Source organism: Pseudomonas sp. E1MeOHC2 (assembly GCF_058745025.1).
This window is the reverse complement of the sequence record NZ_CP196675.1, coordinates 2,684,124-2,695,982: the sequence shown is the minus strand read 5'-3', so window position 1 is coordinate 2,695,982 and position 11,859 is coordinate 2,684,124. Positions and strand designations below refer to the sequence as shown.

Genomic DNA, 11,859 nt, shown 5'->3' with positions numbered 1-11,859 from the left:
GACAGTTGCTCCCTGCTTAGTCGTTAAGCTACGTGTTACTTGAGTCTCTACAAAGTGCGCGCCAGGTCGATCAAGGCTTGGCGCCAGGTGGCTGCGCTGGGCAATGCCAGGAAGAAGGGGTTGAGCAGGGATTCACGCGCCGGGTAGCGGAACGGCTGGCCATCCAGCCCGATCACCTCGCCACCAGCACCTTCGACCACACCCTGTGCAGCGGCGGTATCCCACTGCGACGTCGGCGCCAGGCGCGGATAACAATCGGCGCTGCCTTCGGCCAGCAGGCAAAACTTCAGCGAGCTGCCGATATTGGCCAACTGCAGGTCACCCACCGCAGCCCCTAGCCCAGCCAACAGCGCCTCTTGCTCCGGGCTGGAATGGCGACGGCTGGCGACCACGGTGAAACGGCCATCGCCAGGCGGTGCGATGCGTACCTGGATCGGCTGGGCAGCTTCGCCCGCCTCGGCACGCCAGGCACCCAACTGGCGCCCACCAAAGTAGCAGCGCCCGTTGGTCGGCATCGAAACCACACCAAACACCACCTCACCGTTTTCGATCAGCGCAATGTTGACCGTGAACTCTTCACTGCCCGCTATGAATTCTTTGGTGCCGTCCAGCGGGTCGACCAACCACCAGCGGCTCCAGCTCTGGCGCTCGGCCAGCGAAATGTCGCAGTCCTCCTCGGACAGCACCGGGATCTGCGGCGCCAGCGCCAGCAAGCCATCGGCGATGATCCGGTGGGCTGCCAGGTCTGCGGCGGTCACCGGGGAGTCGTCGGCCTTGTTGGTCACGGCCACGTCGGCACGCCAGAATGGCAGAATCGCCTCGCCCGCCCGATGGGCCAGCTTGACCACTTCGTGCATCAGTTGCAGGTCGTTCATAGCTCCAGCAGCCCCCGCTGGATCAGCAGGTCGCGGGCCAGGTACAGCGCCGCCAGGGCACGGCCCTCGGTGAATTGCGGGTGCATGGCCAGGGCCGACAGCTCGCGCAGGTTGACCTTGTCGACTCGCATGGGCTCTGGCTCATCGCCCTCAAGGTGTTCTTCATACAGCTCGGTCGCCAGCACCACCTGGATCTTCTGGCTCATGTAGCCCGGCGACAACGACAGCTCGGTCAGGTGCTCCAGCTGCCGCGCGCCAAAACCGGCTTCTTCCTTGAGCTCACGGTCCGCTGCCGCCAGCACGTCTTCACCCGGCTCGATCAGCCCCTTGGGCAAAGACAGCTCGTACTCGTCAGTACCACCGCAGTACTCCTCGACCAGCACGGCATGCTCAGCGTCGAGCATGGCCACGATCATCACCGCGCCATAACCATTGCCCCGGCCGACCAGGCGTTCATACGTGCGCTCGGCGCCGTTACTGAAGCGCAGTTGCACGGCCTCGACGCGGAACAAGCGGCTGCTGGCGACGATTTCGCGGTTGAGGACGGTGGGTTTCTGGCGCATGGGGCAGCTCCTTGGCGTGAACGGGTTACTATACCGTGGCTAGCCGACTGAACGAGAGTTTCCCATGCCTGTTCTTCCCTGGTCTGCCATCGATACCGTCCTGCTGGACATGGACGGCACGCTGCTCGACCTGCACTACGACAACCGTTTCTGGCTGGACCACCTGCCCCAACGCTATGCCGAGCTGCATGGCGTGAGCCGGGCCATGGCGGAACTGGAGCTGCAGCCCCTGTTCGAGCGCAATGCCGGCACGCTCAACTGGTACTGCCTGGACTTCTGGAGCCGTGAGCTGAAGCTGCCGATTCGTGAGCTCAAACGCGAGATCGCCGACCTGATCGCCCTGCGCCCGGACGCCGACACCTTCCTGGCCGCTATCCGCCAGGCAGGCAAACGCGTGGTGATGATCACCAATGCCCATCGTGACTCGTTGTCGCTCAAGCTTGAGCGGGTGGAGCTGGCGCCGTACTTCGAACGGCTGATCAGCTCGCATGACTACGGCTATCCGAAGGAAAGCCCGCAGTTCTGGGATGCGTTGCAGGCGGATATCGGCTTCGATCCGGGACGCAGCCTGTTTATCGACGACACACTGGCGATCCTGCGCAGTGCCCAGCAGTTTGGCGTGGGGCATTTGCTGGCGGTGCGCCAGCCGGACAGCCAGGCGGCCCCTCGCGACACCCAGGAATTTGCGGCGGTTGAGGATTACCGGGATTTACTGGCTGGCCTGTGAGGGCCCTTTTCGCGGGGCAAGCCCGCTCCCACAGGTATCCCGCCATACTGCAGTGTTGCGGGATACCTGTGGGAGCGGGCTTGCCCGCGAAGAGGCCGGCACAGCCTATAGCGATCTATCAGTCCGGAATCCGCAGCACCTGCCCCGGGTAGATCTTGTCCGGGTGCTTGAGCATCGGCTTGTTAGCCTCGAAGATCTTGTTGTACTGGCCGGCGTTGCCATACACGACGACGGCAATGGCTGACAGCGTGTCACCCTTTTGCACGGTAACGAACCGCGCAGCCTGAACGACCGGCCCTGTTACAGTGATCTGATCATCAACGCTGGCCACACCACTGATGTTGCCCGCCGCCAGAATGATCTTCTCTTTCTCCTCCTGGCTGGCCACTTCACCCGTGAGGATGATCTTGTCGCCCTCTACCGTGGCGGTGATGTTCGGGTTGCCCAGGCCAACGTCTTGCACGTGTTTCTTCAGCTGCTCCTCGGCATTGGCATTGCCGGGGGTCAGCAGGTCGATCAACTTCTCGCCGGCTTCCTTCACAAAACTGAACAGGCTCATTGCGTTCTCCTTGTCGATAAAACCTCGGAGCCAGGAGTCTAGGCCAGGATTGACCGACCTGCCCCACTGCGACCAATCGACGCGGTCTATCACGGCATAGACCCTAGCGATTAGACGTGACCGGCCCACAGGCCTAGGCTTGGGCTATCAAATCGCCGCCGGTAGCCAGCCCCGATGAACAGCAAACCTCCGGTCTGCGCGGCCTCATCGCCTTTGGCCTTGCCCGCCGCCAGCAACACTTACGATTACGTCCAGCTCAGCGACGCCGAGCGCGCCAGCACGCCCCTGGCCGAAGAGGTGGCCCTGGCCATCGCCTTCAACGGCCTCAACCAGGCCGTGATGCTGGTCAGCCCTACCGACCTGGAAGACTTTGCGGTGGGGTTCAGCGTTGGTAGCGGGATTGTCGAAAGCACCGACGAAATCTATGACCTCAAGCTTTCCGGCAGCGGTTCGGCAATGTACGCCGACCTGGAAATCTCCAGCCGCGCTTTCTGGAACCTGAAAAACCAGCGCCGCCAACTGGCCGGCACCAGCGGCTGCGGCTTGTGTGGGGTCGAGGCCCTGGAACAGGCACTGCCCGAGCTTGCCGAACTGCCCGGCGCGCCGCTGCCACCCGCGCACTGGCTGGCTGGCCTACGTCAGCGCATCGACGCCTTCCAGCCGCTTGGCCAGCATTGCGGCGCGGTGCATGCGGCGCTGTTCATGGACCGCAACGGCGAGCTGCTGCTTGGCCGCGAAGACATCGGCCGGCACAACGCCCTCGACAAATTGATCGGTGCCCTGCTGCGCCAAGGCATCGACAGTGCCGGCGGCCTGGCCATCGTCACCAGCCGCTGCAGCCTGGAGCTGATCCAGAAGGTCCTGCGTGCCGGCATCCAGACCCTGGTCAGCCTCTCGGCGCCCACCGGCCTTGCGCTGCAATGGGCACGCAAGCACAACCTCAACCTCATCCACCTGCCCAAGCACAGCGCACCGCGGGTCTACAGCCCAGCGGCGGAGTCGTAACAGCCGTGACCTCGTACCAGCACCTTCCGGACAACGCCCCAGCCTCCCCCCCTCGCTACAAGCCCTACCACGGCCCGGCCGGAGGCTGGGGTGCGTTACGCAGTGTGGCCAAGGCCTGGGTCGGCAGCGATAACGCGCTGAAGAACATTCGCGCCCTGCTCAAGACCAACCAGAATGGCGGCTTCGACTGCCCCGGCTGCGCCTGGGGCGATTCGCCGGAAAGCGGCATGGTCAAGTTCTGCGAGAACGGTGCCAAGGCGGTCAACTGGGAAGCCACCAAGCGCCGTGTGGACGCTGCCTTCTTCGCCCGCTACAGCGTCAGCACGCTGCGCGAGCAAAGCGATTACTGGCTGGAGTACCAGGGGCGCCTGACCGAGCCGATGGTCTACGACGCACAACGCGACCGCTATCAGCCCATCAGCTGGGAGGCAGCCTTTGCCCTGATCGCCCGCGAACTGAACAACCTCGCCACCCCTGACCAGGCCGAGTTCTACACCTCGGGCCGTGCCAGCAACGAAGCCGCTTACCTCTATCAGCTGTTCGTGCGGGCCTACGGCACCAACAACTTCCCCGACTGCTCTAACATGTGCCACGAAGCCAGCGGCGTGGCCCTGGGGCAGAGCATCGGCGTCGGCAAGGGCACGGTCACCTACGACGATTTCGAGCATGCCGATGCCATCTTCGTCTGGGGCCAGAACCCAGGCACCAACCACCCGCGCATGCTCGACCCGCTGCGCGATGCGGTAAAGCGCGGCGCCCAGGTGGTGTGCGTCAACCCGTTGAAAGAGCGTGGCCTGGAGCGCTTCCAGCACCCACAGAACCCGCTGGAGATGTTGACCAACAGCGACCGGCCGACCAACACCGCGTTCTTCCGCCCGGCCCTTGGCGGCGACATGGCGCTACTGCGTGGCATGGCCAAGTTCGTCCTGCAGTGGGAGCGTGAAGCCCAGGCCAAGGGCGAGCCTGCCGTCTTCGATCACGCTTTCATTGCCGAGCATGGTCACGGCGTCGATGAATACCTGGCCGTGGTGGATGCCACTTCATGGGCGCACATCCAGGCGCAATCCGGCCTGACCCTGGCTGACATCGAGCTGGCCGCGCGCATGTATTGCCGGGGCAAGCGAGTGATCATGTGCTGGGCGATGGGCATCACTCAGCATCGCCACTCGGTGCCGACCATTCAGGAAATCGTCAACCTGCAGATGCTGCGTGGCAACATCGGCGCGCCAGGTGCCGGCCTGTGCCCGGTGCGTGGCCACAGCAACGTCCAGGGCGACCGCACCATGGGCATCAACGAGCGCCCGCCGGTGGCGCTGCTCGATGCGCTTGAAAAACGCTTCCAGTTCCCCGTGCCGCGGCACAACGGCCACAACACCGTCGAAGCGATCCACGCCATGCTCGACGGCCGCGCCAAGGTGTTCATCGGCCTGGGCGGCAACTTCGCCCAAGCCACCCCAGACACCGAGCGTACCGCCCAAGCGCTGCGCAACTGCGAGCTGACCGTGCACATCAGCACCAAACTCAACCGCAGCCACCTGATCCATGGCAAGCAGGCATTGATCCTGCCGTGCCTGGGCCGTACCGACATCGACCTGCAGGCCGACGGCCCACAGGCGGTCACCGTGGAAGACTCGTTCAGCATGGTCCACGCGTCCAACGGCCAGTTGAAGCCGCTGTCGACGCAAATGCGCTCGGAGCCCGCAGTGGTCGCTGGCATCGCTGCCGCCACCCTGGGCAAGCAGCCGGTCGACTGGCACTGGTTGGTGGCTGATTACGACCGTATCCGCGACCTGATCGGCGACACCCTCCCCGGCTTCAGCGGCTTCAACGAACGCCTGCGTGAACCGGGCGGCTTCTATCTGGGCAACAGCGCCGCCAACCGCGAATGGAAGACCAGCACCGGACGCGCCAACTTCAAGGCCAACCAACTACCGGACACCTTGCTGGATGAACGGGTGCGGGCCAGCGGCCAATTGCCCGACCTGGTCATGCAGTCGATGCGTTCGCACGATCAGTACAACACCACCATCTATGGCCTGGATGACCGTTATCGGGGCGTGCGTGGCCAGCGCGAGGTGCTGTTCGTCAACGAGGCCGACATTGTCCGCCTCGGCTTCCAGCCAGGGCAGAAGGTCGACATCGTCTCATTGTGGGGGGATGAGCATGTGCGCCGGGTGCACGGTTTCACCTTGCTAGCCTTCGATATCCCCGCCGGGCAGGCGGCGGCTTACTACCCAGAGGTGAACCCGCTGGTGCCGCTTGAGAGCATTGGCGATGGCAGCCATACGCCGACGTCCAAGTTCATTGCCATCAAGCTTGAGCGGGCACGGGACGACGGGCGCATTCTGTAGAAAAGTGTTGGGTTCTTCGCGGGCAAGCCCGCTCCCACAGGTACTCCACAAGGCTTGAGCATTGGGCCAATGGTGTGGGAGCGGGCTTGCCCGCGAAAGCGCCGGGAGCAGCACCGCTAAAAACAAAAAAAGCCCTGTTCCGTAACGGTTCAGGGCTTTGTCATAAGTACCTCTGACAGCCGAAAATCGATTAAGTTTCACAGCAAATACAGTAACTTAGAGAATTGTGTACAACTCGTGCTACTCGTCGGATTTTCATTGCCAGCCGCCCTCCAGAGCCTCAAATTCGCCTCGTCATCCCTATGAGGCTCTCTTGATGAAGAAGTACTCCTCGATTCTGTTGTTGTCTTTCAGCTTGCTCAGCGGCGTTGCCATGGCCGGTGGCAATACCGAGGCCGGCATTGGCGGCGCATTGGGTGGGGTACTCGGCTCCGTGGTGGGCAACTCCATCGGTGGTAGCACAGGCGGCGCCATTGGTGCTGGCCTGGGCGGTGCGGCCGGCGGTGCCCTGGGTGCCGACAAACGCCAGCGTGGCGAGGCCGCCATCGGTGGCGCGCTGGGCGCTGCGGGCGGTAACGTGGTCGGTCGCTCCGTGGGCGGCACCACCGGTAGCTACATTGGCGCAGCAGCCGGCGGTGGTGCCGGTGGCGCACTGGGTAACTACATGGGCAACAAGGCCGACGAAGACGAGCGTCATGACGATCGCCGCTACCGTCGCAGCTACGACGACCGTCGTCACTACGATCGCGGTCACCATTACGGCCACCGCAAGCACAAGCGCCACTGGCGCGACTGATGCCTGAGGGCCCAGCCCTGGCAGCAAAAGCCCCGCCCAGACCGGCGGGGCTTTTTTATGCCTGTGGGTCGAGCTGAAGGCCGGCGAGGACTACCTGCAGCGTCTCAGGCAACGGTACAGGCCGGCCACTTGCGCGCTGGATGAACACCTGCACCACCGTCCCCGCCGCACAAGCATCCGCTTCGCCTGGGCGATACAGGGCCAACCGGTACTCCACCGTACTGCCCGCCAGGCGCGTCACGCCCAGGCCTACCTCAAGCACATCCGGAAAACCCGGCAGGGCGAAGAAGTCCGCAGCCGAACTGACCACGAACGCCGCCAGCTCACCTTCGCGCAGGTCGAATTCGGCTTGCTCCACCAGAAAGGCCTGGATGGCGGTTTCGAAAAAGCCATGCACAGTGGCACCGGCGATATGGCCGTTGTGATCGTTGTCCTGCGGGCGGGTGAGGATGGGGTGGAAGTGGGTGAACGAGGAACGCTGAGGAGATTCGGTCATTAGTTATCCACAGTTGGTGACACCAGAAGGAAGCTTCCCACAACAATATCGGAAGGCATATAGTCGCAATCAACTATAGATTGCATAGCATGGTTTATCCCGATGAAACCGAGAAAAACACCCGTGCCCACTCATCAGTTAGATCATGCCAACCTGAGCCGATTGGCTGAAGCAGGACGAATCAACGCCACTCACATCGTGGGCCAGCCGGGAGGCTGGGCCATCCAGGTTGATATCAATCAGCAGGAACACATTCTGACCGCCCAACGCAGCGGCAACGTGAGGCTGTTCAAGAAATTCGAAACCCTGGTGACTTACCTGCTCGATCTGGGTATCGAGCATTTTGAGGTTGATGCATCCACGTTTGATCCTGGCCAAACGAGTACGTATCAACGGCCTGATCGTGCCCAGGCCCTCAAAAAAGCCCATGAGGCCGCAGCCTATGAGGCTTGGTTTACCGAACAGGTCGAGGCAAGCCTGAACGATACTTCACCGCTCATGGAGGATGAAGAAGCGGAACGACTGTTCGCCGCACACCGCGCTGCGCTCAGGGCCAATATCCGCTGATGCGCCTGGTATGGCGTCAGATGGCACGTAAAGACCGTTTACGCATCATGGACCATATTGCGCAAGATAACCCGGAAGCAGCCATCATGCTGGACGAATCCTTCAGGGAGAAAGCCAGGCGCGCTGCCCACAATCCTTCCCTGTACAAAGAGGGTAGGTACCCAAAGACACGAGAAATCGTGGTACGGCCCAACTATGTGATGATTTACCGCGTCTCGGGTGAGTGCGTTGAAATCATTCGAATTCTGCATGCACGGCAAAAATGGCCTTGACTCACATACGAAAAAGCCGCCCTTAGGGCGGCTCTGTCGTAGCAACTGCTAGCAGCTTACAGCTGTGGACCAGCAGCCTTGATCGCGTCGGAAACTTCGAATTTCTTGAAGTTCTCGATGAACAGCTTGGCCAGGCCTTTTGCAGCTTCGTCGTAAGCCGCTTTGTCAGCCCAGTTGGTGCGCGGGTTGAGCAGTTCGGTCTCGACACCCGCAACGGCTTTTGGCACGTCCAGGTTGATGATGTCCAAGTGCTCGGTCTCGGCACCTACCAGAGCACCGCTCTGGATCGCAGCGATCACGGCACGGGTGGTCGGGATGCTGAAACGCTTGCCAACGCCGTAGCCACCGCCAGTCCAGCCGGTGTTGACCAGGTAGACCTTGGAGTTGAAGCCGTTGATGCGCTTGATCAGCAGCTCGGCGTACTCGCCAGCCGGGCGCGGGAAGAACGGCGCGCCGAAGCAGGTGGAGAAGGTCGACTTGATGCCGCCGCCCGAACCCATTTCGGTGGAACCTACCAGCGCGGTGTAGCCGGACAGGAAGTGGTAAGCAGCCTGTTCGTTGTTCAGGATCGATACCGGAGGCAGAACACCGGTCAGGTCGCAGGTCAGGAAGATGACCGCGTTAGGCTCGCCGCCCAGGTTCTTTTCGGAACGCTTGGCAACGTGCTCCAGCGGGTAGGCCGCACGGCTGTTCTGGGTCAGGCTGACGTCGGTGTAGTCGGCGTGCTTGTTGGCGTCGAGGACGACGTTTTCCAGCACTGCGCCATGCTTGATGGCTTTCCAGATGACCGGCTCGTTCTTCTCGGACAGGTCGATGCACTTGGCGTAGCAGCCGCCTTCAATGTTGAAGACAACGCCTTCGCCCCAACCGTGCTCGTCGTCACCGATCAGGTAACGGCTTTCGTCGGCCGACAGGGTGGTCTTGCCGGTGCCGGACAGGCCGAAGAACAGGGTCACATCGCCTGCTTCGCCGATGTTGGCGGCGCAGTGCATTGGCAGCACGTCGGCAGCCGGCAGCAGGAAGTTCTGCACCGAGAACATGGCTTTCTTCATTTCACCGGCGTAACGCATGCCAGCGATCAGTACCTTCTTCTGGGCGAAGTTGATGATCACGCAGCCGTCGGAGTTGGTGCCGTCACGCTCAGGTTCGCACACGAAGTTGGCAACGTTGAGAACCTGCCACTGGTCACGGCCAGCCGGGTTGAACTGCTCAGGGTTGATGAACAGGCAACGGCCAAACAGGTTCTGCCAGGCAGTCTGGGTGGTCATCTTCACCGGCAGGTAGTGCTCGGCGGCAGCGCCTACGTGAACGTAGGAAACGAAGTGATCCTGGGCGTTGTTGAACGCCTCGACGCGGTCCCACAGGGCATCGAACTTGTCGGCCGGGAACTTGCGGTTGATCGGGCCCCAGGCAATAGCGTCCTGAGTGGAAGGTTCTTCGACGATGAAACGGTCAGCCGGCGAACGGCCTGTACGGTGCCCAGTCTCAACGACCAGTGCGCCGGTATCGGCTAGTACGCCTTCACCGCGTTGCAGCGCTTCTTTTACCAGCTCATCGACGCTCAGGTCGGTGTACACGGTGTTGTTGGCTTGCGTCATGAGATACCCCATCCGGCCCGAGGCCGAGTGCTCCAAACGTTTTGTAGTTGTCTGTAAAAAACTACTACAGCGAAAAAAGTGGCCGGATTATGCCAGAAACGCCCAAAAAAAGTAGGCCCCTCCTGTCGTAACCGCGCTTTTGCGCAATTCGACAGGAGATTTCCCTGCAATTAAACGTTTCAGTGGCGAGTTTCTGACGCCGTGTCTGTACCGCCACCGGCAAACAGTTGCGCCACATCGCCAGCATCGAAGAAGTAGCGCTCGTTGCAGAACTGGCAATCGATTTCTACTGTGCCGCCACACTCTTCAACCAACTGCTTGGCGTCGTGCTCGCCGAGGCTGACCAGCGCATTGCCGGAACGCTCGCGCGAGCAACTGCAGCGGAAGCGCAGTGGCTCGATATCGAACAGGCGCACAGCGTCTTCATGGTAGAGGCGATGCAGTAGGGTCTCGTTGCCCAGCACCCACTCTTCGCCCTTGAGCGTACTGGCGAGGGCCGTCACGTGCTGCCAGCTCTCGGCGCGTTCTTCTTCGTCGCGCTGGCGGTCTACCGGCAACTGCTGCAACAGCAGGCCGCGCGCCTTGCCATCTTTGGCATCGAGCCAGAAACGGGTATTGAGCTGCTGCGACTGAACGAAGTAGTTGGTGAAGCATTCCGACAGGTTAGTGCCGTCCAGGTCGACGGTGCCCTGGTAGCGCTGGCCTTTGACCGGGTCGATGGTCAGGGTCAGGTGGCCGTCGGGCATCAGCTGCGCCAATGTCGCATCGGCAGGAATCTGATCGGCTTCGTAACGGGCCACGCCGCGAATCTCACGGTCGCCCGAGCACTCCACCATCAGCAACGGGATCGGCCCCTGGGAGCGCGCCTGCAGGATCAGCAGCCCGTCGAACTTCAGGGCGCCCACCAGCAATGCGGTGGCGGCCATCAATTCACCGAGCAGCGATGCCACAGGTTGGGGGTACGGGTGGCGCGCCAGCACTTCGGCATAGCTGCGGTCGAGCCCCACCCACTCACCGCGGATGTCGCGGTCGTCGAAGAGGAAACGTTGGGTGAAATCGGTATCCGGCAATTCGCTCATAGGTTCTGGCTATCTGAAAATGATGACAAAATGGTTACACGGGATTTCGAAACAGTTGCGAAGCCCGTGGGAGAGCGCTCACAAGGCGCTCCGATTTCTGTTGGCAATAGAGGTATCTTATGGACAATCGACCACTGTTCCAAGCAAGGTGGTCCTTCGGGCCATTGGCAGCCTGCACGCTGCTGCCCATCGCTCTACTGTGTTTCTGGTTATGGCCTATTGGCCAGATCCTGTGCCTGACTTTCGACGAGTGGCTGTTCCACAGCCTCAATGCGCCGCTGGCCGACAACACCACCTGGCGCTACATCTGGACCCTTGGCAGCCTGCGCCCGTTCGACATTGTGGTCGGGCTGATCCTTCTGACAGTGCTGATCCGTGGCAACTGGGTGTTCAAAGCCTGCCAGGTGCGTGAGGCCTTTTTCGGCTTTTTGGTCACCCTGATCCTATTAGTGGTGATTCGCGCGCTGTTTTCCAAGTGGGTGGATGCCGCAGGGTGGCAACACAAGAGCCCGTCGATGATCTTCGACGGCGTCGTGCACCTCAGCGACTACTACCCCAAGCTGGAAGCTGCCTGGGAACTCAAGGACCGCTCCAGCAAGAGTTTCCCGGGCGATCACGCCTCGGTGCTGCTGATCTGGGCGTTGTTCATGAGCCTGTTCAGCCGCCGCCTGGTGCACTACCTGGTGGTCTGGGCGCTGGCGGTCGTGTTCATGTTGCCGCGCTTGGTGGCAGGCGCCCATTGGGGCCAGGATGACTACATCGGCGGGTTGCTGATGGCGATACTGGCCTTGGGGTGGAGCTGCTATACGCCTTTGGCGGCCAAAGGCAGCGCGGCGTTGCTGCGCTGGACAGCGCCGGTGTTTGCTTTGGCAGCCAGGTTACCGTTGGTCGGCAGATTGGCGGTGGTTCGCTAACAGCGGGGGCCGCTTTGCGGCCCATTCGCGGGGCAAGCCCGCTCCCACATTTGTCTT

13 protein-coding genes are annotated in these 11,859 nt (G+C 61.8%); 7 read left to right on the top strand and 6 right to left on the bottom strand.

The features are described 5' to 3' along the window. Nucleotides 1-47: 47 nt before the first annotated feature. Nucleotides 48-875: a 3'(2'),5'-bisphosphate nucleotidase CysQ gene (cysQ, locus tag ACSSU5_RS12005; RefSeq protein WP_492561219.1), complete on the bottom strand. Its 828-nt coding sequence runs from the start codon at nucleotides 873-875 to the stop codon at nucleotides 48-50. Next, nucleotides 872-1,438, bottom strand: a complete 567-nt coding sequence (gene nudE, locus ACSSU5_RS12000) for an ADP compounds hydrolase NudE (RefSeq protein WP_264310712.1) — start codon at nucleotides 1,436-1,438, stop codon at nucleotides 872-874. Before nudE ends, cysQ begins: the two co-directional genes overlap by 4 nt. Nucleotides 1,439-1,502: 64 nt before the next feature. Between nudE and yrfG the strand changes: the two genes are divergently transcribed. Next, a complete protein-coding gene (yrfG, locus tag ACSSU5_RS11995; RefSeq protein ID WP_264310713.1) occupies nucleotides 1,503-2,165 on the top strand; it encodes a GMP/IMP nucleotidase in 663 nt (220 codons plus the stop codon). Nucleotides 2,166-2,283: 118 nt separating this feature from the next. Here yrfG and lysM read toward each other — a convergent pair whose 3' ends face one another. Continuing rightward, on the bottom strand, nucleotides 2,284-2,724 hold the full coding sequence (lysM, locus tag ACSSU5_RS11990) for a peptidoglycan-binding protein LysM (protein ID WP_492561218.1): 441 nt from the start codon (nucleotides 2,722-2,724) through the stop codon (nucleotides 2,284-2,286). Nucleotides 2,725-2,898: 174 nt separating this feature from the next. On the opposite strand from lysM, the gene fdhD reads away from it, so the two are divergent. The 3 genes from fdhD to ACSSU5_RS11975 all read left to right on the top strand — a co-directional run bounded on the left by fdhD (nucleotide 2,899) and on the right by ACSSU5_RS11975 (nucleotide 6,876). Next, nucleotides 2,899-3,729: a formate dehydrogenase accessory sulfurtransferase FdhD gene (gene fdhD / locus ACSSU5_RS11985; protein WP_264310715.1), complete on the top strand. Its 831-nt coding sequence runs from the start codon at nucleotides 2,899-2,901 to the stop codon at nucleotides 3,727-3,729. 5 nt (nucleotides 3,730-3,734) lie between these two features. After that, a complete protein-coding gene (locus ACSSU5_RS11980) occupies nucleotides 3,735-6,080 on the top strand; it encodes an FdhF/YdeP family oxidoreductase (protein ID WP_492561217.1) in 2,346 nt (781 codons plus the stop codon). A gap of 316 nt (nucleotides 6,081-6,396) precedes the next feature. Next, nucleotides 6,397-6,876, top strand: coding sequence for a glycine zipper domain-containing protein (locus ACSSU5_RS11975; protein WP_027595195.1), 480 nt, complete (start codon nucleotides 6,397-6,399; stop codon nucleotides 6,874-6,876). Between the two features lie 55 nt (nucleotides 6,877-6,931). Here ACSSU5_RS11975 and ACSSU5_RS11970 read toward each other — a convergent pair whose 3' ends face one another. Continuing rightward, nucleotides 6,932-7,372, bottom strand: a complete 441-nt coding sequence (locus ACSSU5_RS11970; RefSeq protein ID WP_264310717.1) for an acyl-CoA thioesterase — start codon at nucleotides 7,370-7,372, stop codon at nucleotides 6,932-6,934. A gap of 102 nt (nucleotides 7,373-7,474) precedes the next feature. On the opposite strand from ACSSU5_RS11970, the gene ACSSU5_RS11965 reads away from it, so the two are divergent. Together ACSSU5_RS11965 and ACSSU5_RS11960 are read left to right on the top strand one after the other, a co-directional pair. Continuing rightward, nucleotides 7,475-7,939, top strand: coding sequence for a ParC-related protein (locus tag ACSSU5_RS11965; protein WP_264310718.1), 465 nt, complete (start codon nucleotides 7,475-7,477; stop codon nucleotides 7,937-7,939). Then, entirely contained in the window at nucleotides 7,939-8,211 is a 273-nt protein-coding gene (locus ACSSU5_RS11960) for a type II toxin-antitoxin system RelE/ParE family toxin (protein ID WP_492561216.1), read from the top strand. Before ACSSU5_RS11965 ends, ACSSU5_RS11960 begins: the two co-directional genes overlap by 1 nt. A 56-nt stretch (nucleotides 8,212-8,267) precedes the next feature. Here ACSSU5_RS11960 and ACSSU5_RS11955 read toward each other — a convergent pair whose 3' ends face one another. After that, complete coding sequence (locus ACSSU5_RS11955; RefSeq protein WP_264310720.1) at nucleotides 8,268-9,809, bottom strand: phosphoenolpyruvate carboxykinase; 1,542 nt, start codon at nucleotides 9,807-9,809, stop codon at nucleotides 8,268-8,270. A 179-nt stretch (nucleotides 9,810-9,988) separates the two neighbouring features. Beyond that, nucleotides 9,989-10,888, bottom strand: a complete 900-nt coding sequence (gene hslO / locus ACSSU5_RS11950; RefSeq protein WP_492561215.1) for an Hsp33 family molecular chaperone HslO — start codon at nucleotides 10,886-10,888, stop codon at nucleotides 9,989-9,991. 119 nt (nucleotides 10,889-11,007) lie between these two features. Between hslO and ACSSU5_RS11945 the strand changes: the two genes are divergently transcribed. After that, nucleotides 11,008-11,802: a phosphatase PAP2 family protein gene (locus ACSSU5_RS11945; RefSeq protein WP_492561214.1), complete on the top strand. Its 795-nt coding sequence runs from the start codon at nucleotides 11,008-11,010 to the stop codon at nucleotides 11,800-11,802. Nucleotides 11,803-11,859 lie beyond the last annotated feature (57 nt).

Coding starts and splice junctions, on each gene's coding strand:
- lysM (WP_492561218.1), bottom strand. CDS start 2,724: ATGAGCCTGTTCAGTTTTGTGAAGGAAGCCGGCGAGAAGTTGATCGAC.
- ACSSU5_RS11955 (WP_264310720.1), bottom strand. CDS start 9,809: ATGACGCAAGCCAACAACACCGTGTACACCGACCTGAGCGTCGATGAG.
- ACSSU5_RS11960 (WP_492561216.1), top strand. CDS start 7,939: ATGCGCCTGGTATGGCGTCAGATGGCACGTAAAGACCGTTTACGCATC.
- ACSSU5_RS11975 (WP_027595195.1), top strand. CDS start 6,397: ATGAAGAAGTACTCCTCGATTCTGTTGTTGTCTTTCAGCTTGCTCAGC.
- hslO (WP_492561215.1), bottom strand. CDS start 10,888: ATGAGCGAATTGCCGGATACCGATTTCACCCAACGTTTCCTCTTCGAC.
- nudE (WP_264310712.1), bottom strand. CDS start 1,438: ATGCGCCAGAAACCCACCGTCCTCAACCGCGAAATCGTCGCCAGCAGC.
- ACSSU5_RS11970 (WP_264310717.1), bottom strand. CDS start 7,372: ATGACCGAATCTCCTCAGCGTTCCTCGTTCACCCACTTCCACCCCATC.
- cysQ (WP_492561219.1), bottom strand. CDS start 875: ATGAACGACCTGCAACTGATGCACGAAGTGGTCAAGCTGGCCCATCGG.
- ACSSU5_RS11965 (WP_264310718.1), top strand. CDS start 7,475: ATGAAACCGAGAAAAACACCCGTGCCCACTCATCAGTTAGATCATGCC.
- fdhD (WP_264310715.1), top strand. CDS start 2,899: ATGAACAGCAAACCTCCGGTCTGCGCGGCCTCATCGCCTTTGGCCTTG.
- yrfG (WP_264310713.1), top strand. CDS start 1,503: ATGCCTGTTCTTCCCTGGTCTGCCATCGATACCGTCCTGCTGGACATG.
- ACSSU5_RS11945 (WP_492561214.1), top strand. CDS start 11,008: ATGGACAATCGACCACTGTTCCAAGCAAGGTGGTCCTTCGGGCCATTG.